This is a genomic window from Bacillus sp. CBEL-1 (assembly GCF_004348885.1).
Lineage (GTDB): Bacteria > Bacillota > Bacilli > Bacillales > Bacillaceae_H > Priestia > Priestia aryabhattai_A.
The window spans coordinates 1-20480 of sequence record NZ_SBIM01000021.1; the positions used below are offsets into that span (position 1 = coordinate 1).

A 20480-nucleotide genomic window follows, 5' to 3' on the forward strand; every position below is an offset into this window, starting at 1 on the left:
GCTAACGTCATAGAAGCAAGCTTCTAATCAGTTCGCTCGACTTGCATGTATTAGGCACGCCGCCAGCGTTCATCCTGAGCCAGGATCAAACTCTCCGAAGAAATGTTTGACTTGCTCATAAAAGTTTTAAAAAATTAACGTTGACGTTTGTCGCTTTGTTCAGTTTTCAAAGTTCAAATTAATAATAATGGAGCGGGTGATGAGAATCGAACTCACGACATCAGCTTGGAAGGCTGAGGTTTTACCATTAAACTACACCCGCATATGGCGCGCCCGAGAGGAGTCGAACCCCTAACCTTTTGATCCGTAGTCAAACGCTCTATCCAATTGAGCTACGGGCGCATTTTTTTAATTTCATTCACCGCTTCGTTAGCGACTTAACTATCTTATCATCTTCACTCTCAAGTGTCAACACCTTTTTTTATTTTTTTTGGTGCGGCCGAGAGGACTTGAACCTCCACGGGTTATTCACCCACTAGGCCCTCAACCTAGCGCGTCTGCCATTCCGCCACGACCGCTTAAATAAAAAAGGTTAAAGATAAAAGTGCGGGTGAAGGGACTTGAACCCCCACGTCATAAAGACACTAGATCCTAAGTCTAGCGCGTCTGCCAATTCCGCCACACCCGCATGTGTGTGTATTTAAAATGGTGAGCCATGAAGGACTCGAACCTTCGACCCTCTGATTAAAAGTCAGATGCTCTACCAACTGAGCTAATGGCTCTTGATGGCTGGGCTAGCTGGATTCGAACCAACGCATGACGGAGTCAAAGTCCGTTGCCTTACCGCTTGGCTATAGCCCAATCAAGAAAGAAATGGCGGTCCCGACGGGAATCGAACCCGCGATCTCCTGCGTGACAGGCAGGCATGTTAACCGCTACACCACGGGACCATCCATATAGATGATATACAACTAAAATATGGAGGATGACGGGATCGAACCGCCGACCCCCTGCTTGTAAGGCAGGTGCTCTCCCAGCTGAGCTAATCCTCCGGAATTAAATCATGAATTCTTCAAACAAGTATGACCCGTACGGGATTCGAACCCGTGTTACCGCCGTGAAAGGGCGGTGTCTTAACCACTTGACCAACGGGCCATTATAAAATGGCGGAGAAGGAGGGATTTGAACCCTCGCGCCGCTTACGCGACCTACACCCTTAGCAGGGGCGCCTCTTCAGCCTCTTGAGTACTTCCCCATTTTCATGGCTCCACAGGTAGGACTCGAACCTACGACCGATCGGTTAACAGCCGATTGCTCTACCACTGAGCTACTGTGGAATAATGTTATCAGACTCATTAAAATTTACTATATTTTGACGGTTTTGTCAATATGTTTTCGAAGAAATATTTAAGCACTTTTGAGTGCTTTATAAATTTATCATATGAATTTTCCATAGTCAAGGACTTACTCTATTTTTTTTAACATTCCATTACAATAACCGCAGCGATATTTTTGTAGCTGAATCTTTCGCTTTCTCGTATATTTAATCTTGCAACCAGTGCACTGATAAAGATGTATTGGACTATTTTGCTTCTTTTCTATGTTTTTCGCAAGCGGTTGGCAAAATCTTGGAGCGTTTACTTCTTTCATTAATTGACGGAAATCTCGATCCCGATGTCGATATCCTTTACCTTCTAAGTGCAAATGGTAATGACATAGCTCATGTTTAATAATATTAACAACTTCTTCTTGACCATGTTCTTCATAGTGACCATAGTTGATTTCAATATTAGAGTTATGAACCAGATACCTCCCACCCGTTGCTCTTAAACGTCTATTAAAATAAGCTTTATGGAAAAAAGGTTTTTGGAAAAACTTCATTGATATTTCTTCTACTAATTGCTGCAATTCATTGTTCTCCATTTTCTTCCCCCCTTGGTATCACCTGACTAGCATGCCTTGCATACATTTAATATTACATTATTTTTATACACTTATATAAAAGGAGCGAATGCTGTGATGCCGATGTGGTTACAAAGACAAATGCAGCGTGCTTACTTACAGAAAGATTGTGCACAAATTCGATTATTAAACCAATGCTGGTTTTTTTACCGTAAAAACCACTCTTCAATGGACTAACTTCTACAACAATAGAGAAATCGCCCTGACTTTAATGCCAGAGCGATTTTTCTGATGGATTTACGAAGTAGCTTTTGGAGAAATCATTGTCAATGAAACTCTTCCTTTAGCCACATCTACATCTTCTACCCAAACAGTTACTACATCTCCGACAGAAATTACGTCTAACGGATGCTTTACATACTTAGTTGTTAATTTTGAAATATGAACAAGACCGTCCTGCTTTACACCGATATCTATAAACGCGCCAAAATCTACTACGTTACGCACTGTTCCTTCAAGTTGAAGACCTTTTGATAAATCTTCAAGCTGTAAAATATCTTTCTTTAGGAGTGGTTTTGGCAAATCGTCTCTGGGGTCTCTACCCGGCTGTACCAAAGCTTGAATAATATCTTTTAAAGTAAACTCTCCAACTCCTAGCTCTTTTGAAAGATCTGAGACAGATAAGCTATTTAATGCTTGTTTTAATTCATCTGTTCCAAGAGCATCATAAGTCAAATTCAATTTACCTAACAATTCGTTAACGTAGCCATAACTCTCAGGGTGAATACTTGTTTGATCTAACGGCTCTTGACCATCAATAATTCGCAAGAAGCCAATACATTGTTCATATGTTTTAGCCCCTAATCTCGGAATCTTCTTTAACTCTTTTCGACTTTTAAGCTTTCCGTTCTCTTCTCGATAGCGAATGATGTTTTGAGCAACCGTCTTATTCAAACCTGACACATATTGAAGCAAAGAAGAAGAAGCTGTATTTACATTGACTCCTACTTGATTTACTACTGTCTCCACAACGAACGTTAATGAATCATTTAGCTGTTTTTGAGAAACATCATGCTGATATTGTCCAACGCCAACGGATTTCGGATCTATTTTGACAAGCTCAGCAAGCGGGTCTTGTAACCTTCGCCCAATTGAGACTGCGCTTCTTTCTTCTACCTGAAAGTTCGGAAATTCATCTCTAGCAATGTCTGAGGCAGAGTAAACGCTAGCGCCCGCTTCATTCACAATTAAATAAAAGATATTTCTAGGCTGCTGCTGTAGAATCTCTGCGATGAACTGCTCTGTTTCTCTAGAAGCTGTACCGTTTCCGATTGCTACCATCTCAATTGAAAACTTTTCAATAATTTCAATGATTCGCTTTACACTTTCTTCTTTTTTGTTAACGGGAGGATGCGGGTAAACAACATCAATTTTGAGTACTTTTCCTGTTTCATCAATAGCTGCCAACTTACATCCAGTTCGATATGCAGGATCTACAGCTAAGACAACCTTTCCTTTTAGAGGAGGTTGAAGAAGTAGCTTTCTCAAATTTTCAGAAAAGATATGTATAGCTTGTGCTTCAGCTCTCTCTGTTAGGTCTTTTCGAATTTCTCGTTCAATAGCAGGAGCAATTAGGCGCTTATACGCATCCGCAATAGCTTCTTCTACTAATAAGACAACAGGTGACTTCGTATTTTTAATAAACCCTGTTTGGATATATCTAAGAATACCTTCTGGAGATACATTAATAGATACTTTTAATACCCCATCTTTTTCTCCTCTATTCATGGCTAACACGCGATGAGGAACAATCTTGGTTACAGATTCCTTATAATCGTAATACATTTCATAGACGTTTTTTTCATCTTTTTCATGGGCTTTAGCTTCAGTTTCAATCACGCCATGTTTAAAGGTATAGTCTCGAATCCACTGACGATAGGAAGGTTCATCGGATATAATCTCTGCGATGATATCTAGAGCACCTTGAATAGCATCTTCGACGTTATCGACGCCTTTTTCCTTAGATACGTATAGCTTTGCTTTCTCCTTAACTGTTTCTAAAGGAAATGTTAAAATCCATTGAGCAAATGGTTCTAATCCTTTTTCTTTTGCAACAGTTGCTTTCGTTCTTCGCTTTTGTTTGTAAGGTCTATATAGATCTTCTACTTGCTGTAACTTTGTTGCTTTCACAATTCTTGTAGCAAGCTCATCGGTTAATTTCCCTTGTTCTTCAATTAAACGAATAACCTCTTCTTTTCGGTTATTTAAGTTTGTTAAGTAGGTCCACTCATCTAAAATTGTTCGAATTTGCACTTCATCAAGAGAGCCTGTTTGCTCCTTGCGATACCGAGCAATAAATGGAACTGTATTTCCCTCTTCAATTAAGTCGATTACATTCTTTACTTGTTTTAAGGACAGGTTTATTTGATTACTTACATGCTTCATTACATCAATTGTTTGCACTTTTGCTATGGCCGTCAACTCAATCTCTCCTAGCAATGTTTTCTTTTAATTGTAACAAAACTCACATGTATTAGCACATGTGAGTTAAATTTTTACATCATTAGCTTGTCGGTAGCTCTCCCAATATGAACGTTACATCGTCTTTATGAGAGGATAATTTTGCTTTGAGCTGAGCAGATAGTTGTTCAATGTTCATTCGAGAACCAAAGAAAGCTCTAACTTCTTTTAAATCTAATCCATCTGTATGAATTAAAAACTGTGAGCTAGGTTCATATGAAAAAGTCTGAACCTGGATTTTTTGTTTTCGACCTGATAAAAATCCTTTTACAGGTAAAGGATACGTAAGCTTTCCGTCTGGGGCATATAGATAAAATCGAATATTGCCTACGTTTGTGTATGAAAACTGCCTACTGCGCTTATCAAATTTCAATAGAGCAACAGCGGCGCCTCTTGTTCCTTTAGTCACATCATTACACAGCATCATTAAATCATCGAGCTCAAGATTATAATTTTGCTTTGCAGTTTCAATGACAGCATCGGACGCTATTTTCGCATGTTCACCGCTTCCTAACCCATCTGCAATAGCGCATAAGAAATAATCGCTAGTTTCTTTGATATAAAAGCCATCACCACAACACGCATTTCCATCTTTGGGTGTTTGATAAGTGGCTGTTTTTATAAAAGATTGATTGGCAGATATACGATTCGTCACTTTTTATACTCCGCTTCGCTAAGATCGGTTCGGGCAGCATTTCGAAGCTTATCAAGAGCTCTTCTTTGAAGACGAGAGACATGCATTTGAGAAATACCTAATTTCTCTCCAGCTTCTTTTTGACTTAAGTTCTCAATAAATGTATAACGAATAACTTCTCTTTCTCGCTCGCTTAAAACATGTAAAATCTTCTCTAAGACCAACCTTTGGTCGGTTTTTTCATAGCCTGCTTCTTTTTCTCCAACTAAATCTAGAATAGTTACGGTACTGCCATCAGAATCCGCTTCAATGGAGTGGTCAACAGAGAGCGCTTGGTAGCTTTGCCCCATTTCCATCGTCTCTAAAACTTCTTCTTCCGTGAATCCGATATAATCAGCAATCTCTTGCACCTGAGGAGAGCGCTGTAACTGAGTTGTCAACTCTTCAACAGCTGCTTTAATTTTAGGACCTAGCTCTTTAATTCGACGAGGAACATGTACGCTCCACGTTTTGTCACGTAAGAATCGTTTTATCTCACCAATGATTGTCGGAACAGCAAACGACTCAAAGCTTCTTCCAAACGAAGGATCATATCTGCGAATTGCACCTAAAAGACCGAGCATTCCTACTTGGACAATATCCTCATGCAAGCTGCGACCTTTTGAATAACGACGTGCAATTGATTCAACAAGATTTTTATAATGAATAACGAGTTCACTTTGTGCTTCTTCATCTTGGAATTTTTGGAAACGCTCAATTCGTTCCTGAACCTGCTCTTTAGTTAATTTCATAGGTTGAGACTGTGTTTTCATCACTCTCCACCTGCTCTCTTTGCAAATACTTTGTCATCATGAGGGTAACACCTTTAGAATTCATCATTTTCACTTCATCCATGAGCGTTTCAATTAAATATAAGCCTAATCCACCTTCTGGCAGCATCTCAACTTCTTCTGCTGTCTCGTAAGGACCGATTTTTTCTTTTAACTCTTCAAAATCAAAGCTTTCACCTTTATCAACCACCATAATTTCTAAGCGGTCAGAAAAAAGGCCAAAACCTACTTTAACTTCACCGTTTTCATTTTCTTTATAAGCATGCTGAACGGCATTCGTACACGCTTCGCTTATAGCAATCTTCATATCTTCAATATCGTCATAAGAGAAGCCCATACGGTTTGCTACTCCTGACAAAGTTAGACGAATGATTGCGACATAATCTGGCTTGGCTGGAATCTTCATCTCAACAAAATCATACGGTTGCTTCATTTCACGCCACCTTCTACCTGTGAATTCACATTTAAAATATCCGTCAATCCTGTAATATCAAATAGTCTCTTTAATCGCTCAGACACGCCAACAAACCTCAATGAACCGTTATGCTTTTTACTCGCTTTTAACAGCGCAATAAAAACGCCAAGACCTGTACTGTCCATATATGAAACGTCTGTTAAATCAATTGTAATTTTAACACCGTCTTGTTCCGCTATTTCCATAAATTTCTCTTTTAAATTTGGAGCTGTATATGCATCAATTTCGCCAGCCAATGTAATACGATACTCCTGACCAGCATCTTGAACATCAATCTTTAAATTCATCGTATCTATAAACCCCCTCAGATTTCATAAACTATACATTCTTTACCCTTTATTCTTTTGAATTAAACCGCTTTTTTTAAAATAATTAGGGTAAAATCATCTCTAAGCTGAAACTCTTGTAACTTTTCTAATTCTTTAAAAACCGCCTCAACAATTTCTTGAGGTGTCAAATGCATGTATTTACGAATTAATTTTATGATGTCCAACCTTTCCAAAAATCCTTCTTCAGTTCGACATTCTGTTACACCATCCGTTAATAAGATAATCATATCACCTTCGTGAAGCTCTTTTTCATACTGTGCGTACTTCACGTGGCGATCTACACCTAAAACTAGACCTCTTGCTTCTAAATCATGAAATGTATCAGTTGAAGCTTCATAGTAGAACCCTGGTTCATGACCTGCTGATGCGTAGGTGAACAAGTTGGTTGTAGGGTGGTACGTCCCATAAAACATTGTAATAAACATGCTCGGGTCGACATTACGCTCTACAATATTATTCAAATTTTCAAGCACATAGCCTGGATTTTTCCGAGAATCTGGTAAGCTATCCATCGCATACTTAATCATCGACATACACATTGCTGCTGGTATTCCTTTACCGATTACGTCTGCAACGGCAATGCTAACACCGCCTTTATCTTCATCCACAAAATGAAAATAATCGCCATTCATCTGCTTAGCTGGTACGCTCACTGCGCCAATCTCTAAAGTATCCACATGGTCGGGAATGTTTGTTCCCAATAAATTTTGCTGAACGTTTGCAGCTACTTCAATCTCTGACCGAAGTTCCCTCTGCTTACTTTTTAACGTTTGATGTTCACGTAAGGCTAGTCCATAGCTAATCATAACTTCTAATAAAAAATCTAATGAATGCAATACTTTCTCTGGAATATCAGAATAAATTTCCTCGATTACCTCTTTATGAATACTAACGATGTCTTCTGGCGATATTTCATTTTCTAAAGATTTGCGACTTAACTTTTGTCCTTGGTATAAAACTTGCTCATCTTGTGTTTGAATATAGTTCCCCAAAATATCTCTATATAGTTGTTTCATTTCTTTATCAAAAGACATTTATTCTCCTCCTAGCGGAGCCACTTAATTGCTTTGATTTCAGTACCGTCTCCCACATTTGAGTCAATTGAAAATTCGTCCATGAGTCGCTTTACTCCGGGTAAACCTGCACCTAGTCCCCCAGATGTTGAATATCCATCTTCCATCACTTTGCGGATATCAGGAATACCTGGTCCTTCATCTTTAGCAATGATTAAAAGCCCTCGTGTAGTTGAACGGTCCAGCTTTTCAATATGAATCTGCCCTTTCCCTGCGTACAAATAAATGTTACGTGCTAACTCAGAGATGGCTGTTGTAATACGCGCTTGGTCTACGGTTCCAAACCCTAAATCTTTGGAAACATTCCTACCTAGTTGGCGCGCAGCTACAATATCCCACTCCGTTACAATTTTTACACTGGATTGGAATTCCATCTATTATTCCCCCAGTTCCGATTGGAGTTTCTCAAGACCTTTTTCCAAGTCAAGCGCAGTGAAAACATCATTTAACCCAATACCTAGCTCCACTAAGGTAATAGCAACAGCAGGTTGAATTCCTGTTAACACAACACGCGCTCCCATTAAACTAGACATGCTAACTACATCACCTAACACTTTAGCAATAAATGAGTCAATCATATCAATGGATGTTAAATCGATTACTACGCCTTTTGCTCCAGTTTGGTGTATTTTGCTTAGTAAGTCTTCTTGAAATTGAATAGCTGTTTGATCATCAAGCTCCCATTGAATCGAGACTAGTAAGTAGTCATATAGTTTTAAGATCGGTATTCTCACGCTCATTCCCCCGACTCCATATCGACAATTTGACGGTTAGTCATTTCTAACGCAAATTCGATTCCTTTCTTTAATGAGTTCTTCGTAATTAGCTCATTTAAATTAATTCCTAAATTAACAATGGTTTGTGCAATTTCAGGACGAATCCCTACTAATAAGCATTTTGCTCCTACTAATCGTACAGCCTCAGCTGCTTGTATAATATGGTGAGCTACCATTGTATCAACTACCGGCACTCCTGTAATATCAATTAAAACCACTTCTGAGCGATGCTTAACAACGCCTTGCAGAAGGTTTTCCATAATTTTTCTTGCACGCTCTGTATCAATTGTTCCCACAAGTGGCATAACTGTTATTTTATCAAATACCGGAATTAGCGGTGCTGACAATTCTTGTAAAGCTACTTTTTGTAGCATCACCGTATTTTCCCATGAACTTGAATACTGCTCTACTACCTTGTTATAAACTGGACTAAGCCATTTATCAAAATGATAAAAAAGCTCTGAGTGTGCTTCTTTGTTTGGGTTTCCTTCGTTCAAATATCCTTCTACAACAACATGTCCTAATTCGCGCAAGCCTTGGGTTAGGTATCCAAGCGGCCATCCTAGCTTGACCACTTTCTCTACGATATCTTCGAGTTCATTTGAAAACTCTTTTAAAGAACGAAATGCATTTGATAAAACTACATTCACAAAATCTGAACTAACGTTTACATAGACTTGTTCCGATACAACGCTTTTAATTCGACCTGTTTCAATATCATTCATTGTAACAAGCCAACGTTCAAATATATCCGCTTTAGATTGTTGAATATAATCAAATAACTCTTTTTGATTCATGGGCTCCTCCTTGTAAGAAATCACATTTCTTTATGCTATTTCGCCATTTTTTATCCTATTTAATAAACCTATTAAATAAATTTCTTCTTTCAATATACGTTTACTAGTTATTCTTCGTCAAATTAAAAAAGTTGCCCTTAAAGGAGCAACTTAGTATAAATGGAAGTATAATTCTAAAAGTCGATAAGTCCTACACTGATTTGCAAGGCATCATCCACTCTGTCCATCATTTCATCATCTAAATGGGTAATCTTATCAGTTAGTCGCTGTTTGTCAATTGTTCGAATTTGCTCTAGCAAAATAACTGAATCGCGCTCAAACCCATATTTTTTCGCATTAATTTCTACATGCGTAGGCAACTTTGCCTTTTGAATTTGAGCAGTAATTGCAGCAACAATGACAGTCGGACTAAATCGATTTCCAATATCATTTTGGATGACAAGTACAGGGCGAACGCCTCCTTGTTCTGAGCCAACAACAGGAGATAGGTCAGCAAAATAAACGTCGCCGCGTTTGACTACCAAGACATTAACCCCCGCTGACTAAACGATCCACTGTGTGGTTTGCTTCAGACTCAGCTAAGAAAGCTTCAGAAGCAATGTTTAAATTTATCTTTGCCATCTCCATATATCCGCGACGCATAGACTCGCGAATATGGCGTTTTTTTCGCTCACGAAGGTATAATTTCGTTGCTTGGTAAATAAATTCGCTTCTGTTACCATTTTCTTGTTTCACCATAAGATCAAGTTCCGATACTAAATTTTTCGGCAATCTTACCAGGATTTCTGTAGTTGCGCTCGCTTCAGACACAAACATACACCTCCAACATCAATACACACACCAATAGTCTCATCTTTCCTTATCATAACACTCATACGTATTAATGGAAAGTTAATTCTGTCAATTTCTACACTATTATTGTCAATCGACGTATTGTTTTATGCATAAATTTAATTTTTAAGCTGAATATTTATTAAATTCTACGTCAATCGTGCTTGTTCAACAAGTAGTTCGTAATATTCACTTGTTCTTGATTCTTCACAATTACCCTTGGTACGCGAGCTGAAATCATACAAGGAATTTCATAGTTAATTGTTTCTAAGTGCTGTGCTACTTGATCAATCGATATTTTTTCGTCACCCTGCTTACCAATAAGCGTCACTTTTGTGCCTACTGGATAACGCTCTGGAAGACGTACCATTAGTTGATCCATACAAATACGCCCCACCACAGGAACTTTTTTTCCTTCAACGAGAATATTGAAGTTATGAAGCTTTCGAATCCATCCGTCCGCATAACCGATTGGAATCGTTCCAATCCATTCTTCTTTCTCCGATTCATACGTAATACCATAGCTGATTCCACTACCCGGCTCTACTTTTTTAACATGTACAAGTGTACTATGCAATGAAAAAGCCTCTTTTAAAGGGATCGAAATGATCTCCTTCATCTCTGGTGAAGGCCTTAATCCATACATTGAAATGCCTAGTCTAGCAGCCGTAAACAAATTTTCTGGCTGCTGAAAAATAGCCGCACTGTTTGCACAGTGAATTAAAGGAGGATTAATTCCTAGAGATTGAATGAGCTGAACTACGTTTTGAAATCGGTTATATTGATTTTGAAAGTACGTTGAATTTAGTTCATCTGCCGTTGCAAAGTGAGTAAATACCCCCTCTACCTCCATAAAGGATTGTGACTTCAAAAGTGTTGCTACTTCCTTAATCTCATCATCACTTCGTAAGCCTAGCCTTCCCATTCCAGTATCTATTTTCAAATGAATAGTTAACTTTCCATTATTAGCTTGGTCTGCCATTACTTCTTCTATCCATTGCTTACTATAAGCTGTTATTATAATATTCCATTTAATTGCCTCTTTAACGTAGAGAGGTGGCACAGCTCCTAGTACTAAAATGGGGGCTTTAATCCCTTTCTGACGAAGTGAGATTGCTTCATCCAAAAATGCAACTGCCAACATGTTAGCACCTGCTTGTAGTGCTAAATCTGCTACTTCTACATCTCCATGCCCATATGCATTTGCTTTCACTACAGCCATAAGCTTTTGACCTGACTTTAAGAACTTTTTAATTTCTTCAACATTATACAAGATTGCATCCGCATTAATTTCTGCCCATGTTTCTCGGTAAAATGCTTTAACCATTGTGACACTTCCTTTTTCAGAACCATTATAAACATATGCTACTTTGCTAGTATAATACATCCAAAATTAAAGTTCATTAGCAGGAAATAAAAATCAGCCTAAACGGATTTGAATTTTCTCACAAATGCAATCGCATTCAAAGAAGAAAACAAAAAGGCTCGCTATTCGCGAGCCTGTATTAAAAGCAGTTATTTACCAAGCTGAGTTTGAACTGAGTTTGCTACTTTACTCATTTCTTCAGGCGTTAAGTTTTCCGAAGCAATCATAAAGTCAATTCCATCATAAGACCAAGAAAGTGTCTTATCTGTTAGCGCTCCAACTGTAAATCCCAAATCAAACGGCTCCCCTGCTGTTAAAGTAGCTGTAGATACCGCTGTTTCCGCTACTTTTGCTTTCTCTTGCACAAGCGTAAACGACTTTTTGCCTTCATATTTTAAGACAACTCGCTCACCATTTTCACCTTCAACTTTTTTCTCTTCTGCTAATTTAACTCCCTTTGGTAGAATTTCTGGATAAAGCACACCAAACTCATCAGATTTTTCTGTAGCCATTGTCGGAACATCAATTTTTGCCCCGGTCATGTTACGCTTTGTATCAAATGCACCTTTATCAAACTTTGAATCAAATTGTACTTTTGAAAAATCTACTTCAATCAGTACCTTATTATCTGTATCCATAATTTTTACAGATACAGGTGTTAAATCCTTTTTATTCAGCGTAATTTCTTGCTTCGGTAACATCGTGCTATTTTGATAATTTGTCTTTGTCTTAAATACATAATGTTTGTCGTTTGATTTAAATTCGGCACTCTCATCCTGCACAATGTCTTGTACTAACGACTCGTACAAGTAAGCTTGGCTACTGTTCTGTGGCCAGTCGCTTTGGAAACGGAAGCTTTTGTTCAAAGCCGGTGTTAAGACAAAGACACCTTCATCGTTGCGCAAAATCATTTGACTTTGGTCTTTCTTCGTATTTTTTAAATTTACACGATAATACGTTGGCTTACTGTGCCAAATCTCAACGTCATATACCTGCGCATCCTTTCCTGTATTTAGCTTCATTTCTGCTTCAGCTTTATACCCTTTCATATCTTCAATCTTAGCATCTAATGCATCCGTTACATCTTGCTGGCTTTTTTCTCCACAAGCAGCCAATAGTAATAGTAAAAAAGCGCATGCGAATAACCCAATAAACTTTTTATGCATCTCCCCAACTCCTTTTATATCATGTCATACCTACATGTAGAGAGAAACAAGATATTCCCTGTCTCCCTTGTCCGCAATATGAATATATGAAGTTGGGAATATGAATATGCAGACTAGCTTGACGAGCTTTCAATAATTACCTGTGTTACAACATAATGTTGACTGTGTGAAATAGAGACATGAATGTCCTTGTTATCGTTTCTGTTTAGCACATAAAGCACTGGTTTTCCACTGTGTTCATTTAAAACTTCAATATCTTGAAAGCTTAAATCTTTTCCTATTCCTGTTCCCAATGCTTTAGAATAGGCCTCTTTCGCTGAAAAACGTCCTGCTAGAAACTCAATCTGTCTTTTCCCTTGGAGTTTATCGTAGCTCACCTTTTCATTTTTTGTTAAAATACGAGTAACAAATGAAGGCTGTCTTTTTACAAGCTTTTCAATTCGATCTAGCTCTGTAATATCTAGTCCGATTCCTTTAATCAATTGTTCTTCACATCCTTCTATCTTTTTGTACACTGCATAAAATAAAGAAATGCACCTAGAACACTTATACTAAGTTCCCTACGAAAGGAAGTGTTTATGATCTTTGTGCGAACTGAAAGCTTTCGTGAATTCAGAACCTACTACCCAATTACATTTCTACTACTTTGTATTCATATAATTTTATGGATTTTATTTTTGATTCCTGTCCAATCTATCCAATCCTTATTTTATAACTTTATTGGTTATAACGGTGCCATTAGCCAAGGAGAATACTGGCGCTTGGCAACATCCATGTTCCTACACAATAGCTTTGGTCATTTGCTGTTTAACTCATTTTCACTATTTTTATTTGCACCACGTCTAGAAAGGGAGCTTTCACGCTATAAATTTCTAGGCTTTTATATGGCATGTGGCATATTAGCAAATGTACTTACCTTTATCATTCAGCCTGCTTATTATAGTCATGTAGGCGCATCAGGTGCAATCTTTGGCATTTTCGGTGCCTACATTTATTTCATTCGAAACAAAACGATCTATTTTACAAAAAGCGATCAACAAATTGTTATTGTGCTCCTGATTATAGGATTACTATCTGGATTTTTAAATAGTGGAGTAAATAACGTTGCTCATATAGGTGGATTTATAAGCGGCTATCTATTAACCATTTTGTTTGCTCGTAAATAACAAGAGAACAGTTCGTTCAAAGAACTGTTCTCTTGTTATTTTACAATAAACGTGGATCCATTTACTATTTCGATTCCTTTATACATTTTTAAATCATTCATTAGTTTAAAAAGTGCTGCATCCTTTTGTTTTGCTTCAATCATACAGTCAATCTGTGGTATTGTCCCAGAAATTGATTGTAGGAATGAATAAAACTCTTCTGCATTAATGTAATCCGCATGGGCACGAAATTCTTTTGAGCTTTTGGGACTTGAAATGTGCATTTTCAATGGGAGCTTTTCCTGTTCCCACGTAGCAACAATCCTAGGCCAATATTCTTTCCAATCGGGGTTTTCATGATTTGCTTGATGATGATGCAAATCAAATATTAAAGGAATGTTTAGTTTTTCACAAAGATATAACGCATCCTGAACAGAGAATGTTGTATCATCATTTTCAAGCATAATCATTTCTTGAATAGAATGAGGTACTAACCCCCAGTTATGAATAAACTGTTCAAGCGCTTTTTCTTTGTCATTATAAGCCCCGCCAACATGTAAAACACAACGGTTTTTGGGTAGTATCCCCATTCCTTTTAATAACTTTTTATGCATTTGAAGCGTTTCAAGAGAGTGCTTGAAAATATCTTTATCTGTAGAGTTTAGCACAACAAAATGATCGGGATGAAAATCAACGCGCATTGGATTTTCTTCTAGAAACTGACGAATCTTGAACATGACAGGTTTTAAAGCGTTTATGTAGTTCCAATCACTAAGTTCGGGATGGTTAGCAAGGGGAATAAGCTTTGAACTAAGTCGAAAAAATTCCACTTCACTCCAAGCATTATGCTTTAATAACCTCAAACAATTTTCTAAGTTTGAAATAGCAATACGCTCTAGTTTGGAAATGGCAGCTGCTCGGTCTCGAATTCGCCCAAACTGTGCAAATGTCATCGTCTGAGAAGGCGATGCATTCTGTAATTGCACACTCATTGCTACATACCCTAAACGCACTAACGTGGACATTGAAAACACCTCACTTTCCTTTTAGTATTTCCTAACGGCAAAAAAAATAAGCGAGCCAATTGGCTCGCTTTTATTTTATGCTTTTGTACGTGAATCTTTGCGGTTATTTTGACGATTTCCTTGACCACCGCTGTTATTGCTACGGCGCTTATCTCCAAATCGCTTAGAGTTTCCACGACGGTTTTGTTGTGAATAGTTTTTAGAATTAGAGCGTGAACGACCACTGCCGTTATTACCACCGCGTCTTTTCTTATCACCTTTTCCAACAACAGGTGGCTCAGCTGTTAAGTTTACAGGCACATCGTTTGGCTCTTTTGTCGCTAACTTAAGTGCTGCTGCTACTAATGCTACAGATTCATTTTCTTCTAACAGCTCTTCAGCTAATTGCTTATAGTAAGATAAGTTGCCTGTTTTTACTGTTTCAACTAACTTATCTGCAGCAATACGCTGTTGACCTTCTAATGCCTCATCCAATGTTGGAGGCGTCATACGATCCATTTTACGCTTAGTTGTACGCTCAATGTTGTGTAATTGACCAGATTCTCTTGGTGTTACAAACGTCATCGCTGCACCCATTTTGCCCGCACGACCTGTACGTCCAATACGGTGAACATAGCTTTCTGGATCTTGTGGAATATCAAAGTTATAAACGTGAGTTACGCCTGAGATATCTAATCCACGAGCAGCTACATCTGTAGCAACTAACACGTCAATAGAACCTTCTTTAAATTGACGTAAAACAGATAGACGTTTCGCTTGTGTTAAATCACCATGGATTCCTTGAGCAGAATAACCACGTACGTTTAGAGCTTCTGACAACTCATCCACACGACGCTTTGTACGACCAAAGATAATAGCTAATTCTGGTGATTGCATATCTAAAAGACGTGTTAATACATCAAATTTACGTTTTTCTTGTACTTCAATGTAGTACTGTTGAATGTTTGGAACCGTTACTTCTTTTGCTTTTACTTTTACAACTTTAGGTTCGCTCATGAATTTTTCAGCAATGCGGCGGATTGGGTCAGGCATTGTTGCTGAGAATAATAGCGTTTGATGACTTTCAGGAACATTAGATAAGATTTTTTCAATATCTTCAATGAATCCCATGTTTAACATTTCATCCGCTTCATCTAATACAACAGTGTGAACATCTTGTAAGCGAAGTGTACGACGGTTAATATGATCTAACATACGTCCTGGTGTTCCAACGATAATGTGAGGGCGTTTCTTTAGAGCGCGAATTTGACGGCTGATATCTTGACCACCGTAGATTGGTAAAACGCGAACGCGTTTTGTTTGTCCAATTTTATAAAGTTCTTCAGATACCTGTACCGCAAGTTCACGTGTAGGTGCAATAATTAAACCTTGAATTGCATCAACGTTTGCATCTACTTTTTCAATAAGAGGAATACCGAATGCAGCTGTTTTACCAGTTCCTGTTTGTGCTTGTCCAATTAAATCATGGCCTTGTAACGCTAAAGGAATTGTTTCAGATTGGATTGGTGTAGCTTCCTCAAAACCCATTTTACTAACAGCATTGTTTAGCTGTTGACTTAAACCTAACTCTTGAAATAATGCCAAATTTTTCAAACTCCTTCTATATTTAGACTATCTATATTTTACAAAAAAAAGCATTCCCCGATACCCGGAAAATGCTCTAAACGATTACTTAATGAAATCAACGTTTAGAGAATAAGCATCTCAAGACACTCAAATTACATCATAACACTATGAGTTTTTATTTGCAATAGAGCTTATTCTATTATTCCTCTTCTTATTTCGACATGACTTTAGTAATTACTTCTTCAAGCTTCATACCTCGAGATGCTTTCACCAATACAATATCATTTGAAGAGCTAACAGATTGTAAATGATCTGCTAACGTATCTTTATCGTCAAAATGAAGAACTTTTCCTTCTTGAAAATTCTCTTGTGCTCCTGAAGCAATCTCTTTACTTAGCGGACCGTATGTAAATACATATTCCACTGCAGCAGGATCAATAAATTTCCCAATCTCTTTATGAAATTGTATTTCTTGATCACCAAGTTCGAGCATATCTCCTAACACTAAGATTTTTTTATTATAACCATTAATCTCATGGATTAGCTTAATCGCTGCTCTCATTGATGTTGGACTTGCATTATACGCATCGTTAATAAACGTTAAGCCACTCTTAGCTTTCACTAATTCCATTCGCATATTTGTCAGCTTTAATTCAGCTAACCCTTGTGCAATTATTTCATCACTCAGGTTAAAGTAGCGACCCACAGCAATAGCAGCCATCGCATTATGTGCATTATGCTCACCTAATACAGGAATGAAAAACTTTTGTGTTTCACGTGAAACGAAAAATGTCGTTCCATGTTCTTCTCTTGTCATATCCGTTAAAGAAAGGTCATTATTTGGTGAACTTCCAAACGTAATAACTTTAAACTTTGGATTGTTTACTCGACTTGTTAAAAGAGGTTCATCACCATTAAAGATAAATTGTCCTTGCTCTGATAGACCACTTGTAATTTCAAGTTTTGCTTCAGCAATTCCTTCTCGGCTACCTAAATCCTGGAGGTGAGATTCCCCGATGTTTGTAATGACCGCAACATCAGGCTCAGCCAAATTCGATAAAAACTCAATTTCACCGCGGCTACTCATTCCCATTTCCAGAACAGCAATATCCGTATCTTCTTCTAAGCGTAAGATCGTTAATGGCATGCCGATGTGATTGTTAAAATTCCCTGCTGTTTTTAAAACTTTATACGTTGTCGATAAAACGGCATCGACCATGTCTTTTGTTGTTGTTTTCCCGTTACTTCCCGTAATTCCTACAACTTTTACAGCTAGTTCATGACGATATGCTTTTGCTAATTTCTGTAGGGCTTCAAGCGTATCGTCTACCAAAATGACAGGTACATTTTGCGGAATATCTTTTTCATTTTTATTCCATAAAGTTGCCACAGCACCTGCTTCAATTGCTTTTTCAACAAAGTCATGGCCATTAAATCGATCACCTTTAATTGGTACATATAAATTCTCTGGTTGCAATGTTCTTGTATCAATTGAAACCCCTTTAATATGAACCTGTTCGTCACCATGAGCTAAGCTGCTGTTTGGAATCATCTTCACTACATCTTTTAGCTTTCGATTAATCATAATGTTTATAGCTCCTTTCGCAAAAAGCAGAAACACTATTCATTTTGAATAGTGTTAGCTTTTTTCTCACATCGTATGTTTAATTTTTTGCTTTTCATCATGACGCTGAAGCGCTAAATCTACTAATGTTTCAATTAACACTGGATATTCAACACCTGCATGCTTCCATAGTAACGGGAACATGCTAAACGGTGTAAAACCTGGCATTGTATTTACTTCATTAATAATTAACTCGCCTTCTTTTGTTAAGAAGAAATCAGCACGAACAAGCCCTGAGCCATCAATTGCTTTAAATGCTTTAATTGCCAATTCTTTCATTTCTAAATACGTTTCTTGGCTAATTTCAGCCGGAATAGCAAGACCCGTGCTACCATCTTCGTACTTTGCTTTATAGTCATAGAAAGCAGCCTTTGGTAAAATTTCTCCAACAACTGAGCAAGATGGATCATCATTACCTAATACACCAATTTCCACTTCGCGTCCAATTGCCGCTTCTTCAATAATAATTTTACGGTCAAATTGGAAGGCTTCTTCAAATGCTGCTTCTAATTCGTTACGATTATCACATTTACTAATACCAACGCTTGAACCTAAGTTCGCTGGCTTGACAAAACATGGATACCCTAAGTTTTTCTCAACAGCTTCATATGATGCTTCACGGTTCTCATCCCACTCTTTGCGAATGAAATATTCGTATTTTACTTGCTTTAAACCTGCTTGAGAGAAAAGTTGTTTCATCACGACTTTATCCATCCCTGCTGCAGATGCTAAAACTCCGTTCCCTACATAAGGTAGGTTTAATAGTTCTAACAGCCCTTGGACTGTTCCATCTTCACCGTTTGGACCGTGTAGAAGTGGGAAGATTACATCAAGCGTTTCTTCATTTTTCACATCGGATAAAGCGAACATATTTGTATTTAAAGATACGGGTGAAATAACCGTACCACTGTTACTAATCTCAAGTTCGTTGACTGTTTCAAGTGGACCCATCAATTTTGTACCGCGAACCCATTCGCCTGTTTCAGTAATATAAATTGGATGCACTTCGTATTTATCATGGTTAATTGCTTTTGTTACTGCTAAAGCTGTTTGTAGAGATACTTTATGTTCAGCGGATTTTCCCCCGTATAAAAGACCAAGCTTAATTTTCACAAGTGTTCCTCCTAACACAATTTCATCTTTTCTATTTTATCACTTTCTCTATCCTTATAGGAAACAGTTTCTTTCTTTATTACTTATGTAAAAAGTGGGCAGATGTGAGTCAAATTATAATTTATTTTTGACTTACTTGTAATCATAACAGCTTCTACTCCAATCAGTAAGGGACTTCCGACTCCAATAAAAAAGTGGTAAAAAGAGTTGGTCTTTTTACCACTTTAATAATTATTGTGCTTCACGCTTATATAAGAATACAGCTTTCTTTGGAAGCTTTCCATACAATAAATTTGCAAACGGTAAAAACCGATGACAAGCCCAGATAATAAGGTAACATAGAGTTAAAGTTAGTATATAACGAATTAGCATTTCAATATGAAATAATTGATTACTATGTGCTGGTACAAATCCAGAGACGATATTTAACACCAAAGGATGAATTAAATAAAAACCAAAAGAGTACATCGCAATATTTCGAACTGTAATAACTGCTCTTCTAGGAAGTTTTGCGGCCAAAATCTCTCCGATACGGAAGGCTACATAGCTACCTAATACGAGATAAAATGTATTGATGACTTCGTACATAACTCCCGATAGGTAAAGTGTCTTAACTGTATACACATAATAATGTAAAGAAGAGACGACTGCTCCTGCAATTAGCGCAACAATTAGAAACACAATCGTAGATTTATTTGCGCTTTTTGCTTTCTGTTCATTATAGTAAACGCCAATCCATGCTCCTAATAAGAAGGTAGATAACGAACTAATGAATAAAGTAAATGATACCAGGCCGTACATTGAATTTAATTGCAGATAAACTAACTGTAGGACGACTCCGAATAACCACATATAGCGGCGAAAAAAAGTAAACTTTTGAGCAACCCATACAAAAACAGGTAAAAAAAGATAAATTTGCACAATTAAGAAAATAAAGTGCAGTTGATAGTACGATTCACCTTTTAAAATGCGTAGCAAAATTTCTGTCGCGTTAAACTCTCTTGCACCTACATAAATTGAATATGCTTCATAAATCAATGCCCAGATAATATATGGTATAAGGATATATGTAACTCGTCTCGTATAATAACTTTTCCACAACTCTTTTGTTAACGGCTTCTTAATATAGCTATAAAAGAATACGAGTCCTGTAATTACAATAAAGATTCCCGCTTCTATCCGAATAATGCGATTGATAAAGTGATACTTTTGGTACGCATCTCCGCTATATGGAAGGACGCTTGCATACGCTGCCGTTACGTGTACAAGTACAACCATCATCATGGCAAATAATCTTAAAAAGTAAATTGATTCAATTTGTTGTTTCTTCACATTCTGTCTCCTATTATGAAAAAATTTAACACGTCA

General features: G+C 37.5%; 22 protein-coding genes, 11 tRNA genes and 1 rRNA gene. 2 read left to right on the top strand and 32 right to left on the bottom strand.

Annotated elements, in window-relative coordinates:
* The 13 genes from EPL02_RS20100 to EPL02_RS20160 form a co-directional block, all read right to left on the bottom strand.
* Positions 1 to 101 (bottom strand): 16S ribosomal RNA (locus EPL02_RS20100); the annotation flags it as partial.
* An 87-nt stretch (positions 102 to 188) separates the two neighbouring features.
* A tRNA-Gly gene (locus tag EPL02_RS20105) sits at positions 189 to 262 on the bottom strand.
* A 3-nt stretch (positions 263 to 265) separates the two neighbouring features.
* Positions 266 to 342 (bottom strand) — tRNA-Arg (locus EPL02_RS20110).
* Between the two features lie 89 nt (positions 343 to 431).
* A tRNA-Leu gene (locus EPL02_RS20115) sits at positions 432 to 518 on the bottom strand.
* A gap of 27 nt (positions 519 to 545) precedes the next feature.
* Positions 546 to 628, bottom strand: a tRNA-Leu gene (locus EPL02_RS20120).
* Between the two features lie 18 nt (positions 629 to 646).
* Positions 647 to 722, bottom strand: a tRNA-Lys gene (locus EPL02_RS20125).
* Positions 723 to 726: 4 nt separating this feature from the next.
* Positions 727 to 801, bottom strand: a tRNA-Gln gene (locus tag EPL02_RS20130).
* Positions 802 to 814: 13 nt separating this feature from the next.
* A tRNA-Asp gene (locus tag EPL02_RS20135) sits at positions 815 to 890 on the bottom strand.
* A gap of 29 nt (positions 891 to 919) precedes the next feature.
* Positions 920 to 992, bottom strand: a tRNA-Val gene (locus EPL02_RS20140).
* Between the two features lie 31 nt (positions 993 to 1023).
* Positions 1024 to 1095: transfer RNA gene (locus EPL02_RS20145), tRNA-Glu, on the bottom strand.
* 9 nt (positions 1096 to 1104) lie between these two features.
* Positions 1105 to 1195 (bottom strand) — tRNA-Ser (locus EPL02_RS20150).
* Between the two features lie 7 nt (positions 1196 to 1202).
* A tRNA-Asn gene (locus EPL02_RS20155) sits at positions 1203 to 1277 on the bottom strand.
* A gap of 127 nt (positions 1278 to 1404) precedes the next feature.
* Entirely contained in the window at positions 1405 to 1863 is a 459-nt protein-coding gene (locus tag EPL02_RS20160) for a SprT family protein (protein WP_094913190.1), read from the bottom strand.
* 96 nt (positions 1864 to 1959) lie between these two features.
* On the opposite strand from EPL02_RS20160, the gene cmpA reads away from it, so the two are divergent.
* Positions 1960 to 2079: a cortex morphogenetic protein CmpA gene (cmpA, locus tag EPL02_RS20165; RefSeq protein ID WP_090752704.1), complete on the top strand. Its 120-nt coding sequence runs from the start codon at positions 1960 to 1962 to the stop codon at positions 2077 to 2079.
* 60 nt (positions 2080 to 2139) lie between these two features.
* Here the strand turns inward: cmpA and EPL02_RS20170 are convergent, their stop codons facing one another.
* From EPL02_RS20170 to acpS, 14 genes are all read right to left on the bottom strand, one after another.
* Positions 2140 to 4287: a Tex family protein gene (locus EPL02_RS20170; RefSeq protein ID WP_094913193.1), complete on the bottom strand. Its 2148-nt coding sequence runs from the start codon at positions 4285 to 4287 to the stop codon at positions 2140 to 2142.
* 118 nt (positions 4288 to 4405) lie between these two features.
* Positions 4406 to 5017 carry a PP2C family serine/threonine-protein phosphatase gene (locus tag EPL02_RS20175; protein WP_222582626.1) on the bottom strand — a complete coding sequence of 204 codons (612 nt, stop codon included), beginning with the start codon at positions 5015 to 5017 and terminating at the stop codon, positions 4406 to 4408.
* The gene (gene sigB / locus EPL02_RS20180; RefSeq protein ID WP_094913189.1) at positions 5014 to 5808 is read right to left on the bottom strand and encodes an RNA polymerase sigma factor SigB; all 795 of its coding nucleotides are present in this window, start codon (positions 5806 to 5808) and stop codon (positions 5014 to 5016) included. Before sigB ends, EPL02_RS20175 begins: the two co-directional genes overlap by 4 nt.
* Entirely contained in the window at positions 5774 to 6259 is a 486-nt protein-coding gene (gene rsbW / locus EPL02_RS20185) for an anti-sigma B factor RsbW (protein ID WP_094913188.1), read from the bottom strand. Before rsbW ends, sigB begins: the two co-directional genes overlap by 35 nt.
* The gene (locus EPL02_RS20190; RefSeq protein ID WP_094913187.1) at positions 6256 to 6588 is read right to left on the bottom strand and encodes an anti-sigma factor antagonist; all 333 of its coding nucleotides are present in this window, start codon (positions 6586 to 6588) and stop codon (positions 6256 to 6258) included. The genes rsbW and EPL02_RS20190 overlap by 4 nt, the downstream gene beginning before the upstream one ends.
* A gap of 62 nt (positions 6589 to 6650) precedes the next feature.
* Positions 6651 to 7664, bottom strand: coding sequence for a PP2C family protein-serine/threonine phosphatase (locus EPL02_RS20195; RefSeq protein WP_094913186.1), 1014 nt, complete (start codon positions 7662 to 7664; stop codon positions 6651 to 6653).
* An 11-nt stretch (positions 7665 to 7675) separates the two neighbouring features.
* Entirely contained in the window at positions 7676 to 8077 is a 402-nt protein-coding gene (locus tag EPL02_RS20200) for an anti-sigma regulatory factor (RefSeq protein ID WP_094913185.1), read from the bottom strand.
* A 3-nt stretch (positions 8078 to 8080) separates the two neighbouring features.
* The gene (locus tag EPL02_RS20205; RefSeq protein WP_094913184.1) at positions 8081 to 8443 is read right to left on the bottom strand and encodes an STAS domain-containing protein; all 363 of its coding nucleotides are present in this window, start codon (positions 8441 to 8443) and stop codon (positions 8081 to 8083) included.
* Positions 8440 to 9276, bottom strand: coding sequence for an RsbT co-antagonist protein RsbRA (locus EPL02_RS20210; RefSeq protein WP_094913183.1), 837 nt, complete (start codon positions 9274 to 9276; stop codon positions 8440 to 8442). Before EPL02_RS20210 ends, EPL02_RS20205 begins: the two co-directional genes overlap by 4 nt.
* 173 nt (positions 9277 to 9449) lie before the next feature.
* On the bottom strand, positions 9450 to 9800 hold the full coding sequence (locus tag EPL02_RS20215; protein WP_025910606.1) for a type II toxin-antitoxin system PemK/MazF family toxin: 351 nt from the start codon (positions 9798 to 9800) through the stop codon (positions 9450 to 9452).
* 4 nt (positions 9801 to 9804) lie between these two features.
* Positions 9805 to 10086: a CopG family ribbon-helix-helix protein gene (locus tag EPL02_RS20220; protein ID WP_025910605.1), complete on the bottom strand. Its 282-nt coding sequence runs from the start codon at positions 10084 to 10086 to the stop codon at positions 9805 to 9807.
* Between the two features lie 175 nt (positions 10087 to 10261).
* A complete protein-coding gene (gene alr, locus EPL02_RS20225; RefSeq protein WP_094913182.1) occupies positions 10262 to 11434 on the bottom strand; it encodes an alanine racemase in 1173 nt (390 codons plus the stop codon).
* Between the two features lie 188 nt (positions 11435 to 11622).
* Positions 11623 to 12639: a LolA family protein gene (locus EPL02_RS20230; protein ID WP_094913181.1), complete on the bottom strand. Its 1017-nt coding sequence runs from the start codon at positions 12637 to 12639 to the stop codon at positions 11623 to 11625.
* 113 nt (positions 12640 to 12752) lie between these two features.
* Positions 12753 to 13121, bottom strand: coding sequence for a holo-ACP synthase (gene acpS / locus EPL02_RS20235; RefSeq protein WP_131888579.1), 369 nt, complete (start codon positions 13119 to 13121; stop codon positions 12753 to 12755).
* A 96-nt stretch (positions 13122 to 13217) separates the two neighbouring features.
* Here acpS and EPL02_RS20240 point away from each other — a divergent pair, with 96 nt between their 5' ends.
* Complete coding sequence (locus tag EPL02_RS20240) at positions 13218 to 13805, top strand: rhomboid family intramembrane serine protease (RefSeq protein ID WP_222582624.1); 588 nt, start codon at positions 13218 to 13220, stop codon at positions 13803 to 13805.
* 35 nt (positions 13806 to 13840) lie between these two features.
* Here EPL02_RS20240 and uvsE read toward each other — a convergent pair whose 3' ends face one another.
* The 5 genes from uvsE to EPL02_RS20265 form a co-directional block, all read right to left on the bottom strand.
* Complete coding sequence (gene uvsE, locus EPL02_RS20245) at positions 13841 to 14809, bottom strand: UV DNA damage repair endonuclease UvsE (protein WP_131888580.1); 969 nt, start codon at positions 14807 to 14809, stop codon at positions 13841 to 13843.
* A 75-nt stretch (positions 14810 to 14884) separates the two neighbouring features.
* Complete coding sequence (cshA, locus tag EPL02_RS20250) at positions 14885 to 16393, bottom strand: degradosome RNA helicase CshA (protein ID WP_094913178.1); 1509 nt, start codon at positions 16391 to 16393, stop codon at positions 14885 to 14887.
* 193 nt (positions 16394 to 16586) lie between these two features.
* Entirely contained in the window at positions 16587 to 17960 is a 1374-nt protein-coding gene (locus EPL02_RS20255; RefSeq protein ID WP_094913177.1) for a UDP-N-acetylmuramoyl-tripeptide--D-alanyl-D-alanine ligase, read from the bottom strand.
* A 66-nt stretch (positions 17961 to 18026) separates the two neighbouring features.
* The gene (locus EPL02_RS20260) at positions 18027 to 19112 is read right to left on the bottom strand and encodes a D-alanine--D-alanine ligase (protein WP_094913176.1); all 1086 of its coding nucleotides are present in this window, start codon (positions 19110 to 19112) and stop codon (positions 18027 to 18029) included.
* Between the two features lie 231 nt (positions 19113 to 19343).
* Positions 19344 to 20444 (bottom strand): acyltransferase, encoded by a 1101-nt coding sequence (locus tag EPL02_RS20265; protein ID WP_094913175.1) that lies wholly within the window; start codon positions 20442 to 20444, stop codon positions 19344 to 19346.
* Between the last annotated feature and the right edge of the window lie 36 nt (positions 20445 to 20480).

Excerpts from the sequence above, each read along its gene's own strand:
- EPL02_RS20160 (WP_094913190.1), bottom strand. The coding sequence starts at position 1,863 with ATGGAGAACAATGAATTGCAGCAATTAGTAGAAGAAATATCAATGAAG.
- cmpA (WP_090752704.1), top strand. The coding sequence starts at position 1,960 with ATGCCGATGTGGTTACAAAGACAAATGCAGCGTGCTTACTTACAGAAA.
- EPL02_RS20170 (WP_094913193.1), bottom strand. The coding sequence starts at position 4,287 with ATGAAGCATGTAAGTAATCAAATAAACCTGTCCTTAAAACAAGTAAAG.
- sigB (WP_094913189.1), bottom strand. The coding sequence starts at position 5,808 with ATGAAAACACAGTCTCAACCTATGAAATTAACTAAAGAGCAGGTTCAG.
- rsbW (WP_094913188.1), bottom strand. The coding sequence starts at position 6,259 with ATGAAGCAACCGTATGATTTTGTTGAGATGAAGATTCCAGCCAAGCCA.
- EPL02_RS20190 (WP_094913187.1), bottom strand. The coding sequence starts at position 6,588 with ATGAATTTAAAGATTGATGTTCAAGATGCTGGTCAGGAGTATCGTATT.
- EPL02_RS20195 (WP_094913186.1), bottom strand. The coding sequence starts at position 7,664 with ATGTCTTTTGATAAAGAAATGAAACAACTATATAGAGATATTTTGGGG.
- EPL02_RS20200 (WP_094913185.1), bottom strand. The coding sequence starts at position 8,077 with ATGGAATTCCAATCCAGTGTAAAAATTGTAACGGAGTGGGATATTGTA.
- EPL02_RS20205 (WP_094913184.1), bottom strand. The coding sequence starts at position 8,443 with ATGAGCGTGAGAATACCGATCTTAAAACTATATGACTACTTACTAGTC.
- EPL02_RS20210 (WP_094913183.1), bottom strand. The coding sequence starts at position 9,276 with ATGAATCAAAAAGAGTTATTTGATTATATTCAACAATCTAAAGCGGAT.
- alr (WP_094913182.1), bottom strand. The coding sequence starts at position 11,434 with ATGGTTAAAGCATTTTACCGAGAAACATGGGCAGAAATTAATGCGGAT.
- EPL02_RS20230 (WP_094913181.1), bottom strand. The coding sequence starts at position 12,639 with ATGCATAAAAAGTTTATTGGGTTATTCGCATGCGCTTTTTTACTATTA.
- EPL02_RS20240 (WP_222582624.1), top strand. The coding sequence starts at position 13,218 with ATGATCTTTGTGCGAACTGAAAGCTTTCGTGAATTCAGAACCTACTAC.
- uvsE (WP_131888580.1), bottom strand. The coding sequence starts at position 14,809 with ATGTCCACGTTAGTGCGTTTAGGGTATGTAGCAATGAGTGTGCAATTA.
- EPL02_RS20255 (WP_094913177.1), bottom strand. The coding sequence starts at position 17,960 with ATGATTAATCGAAAGCTAAAAGATGTAGTGAAGATGATTCCAAACAGC.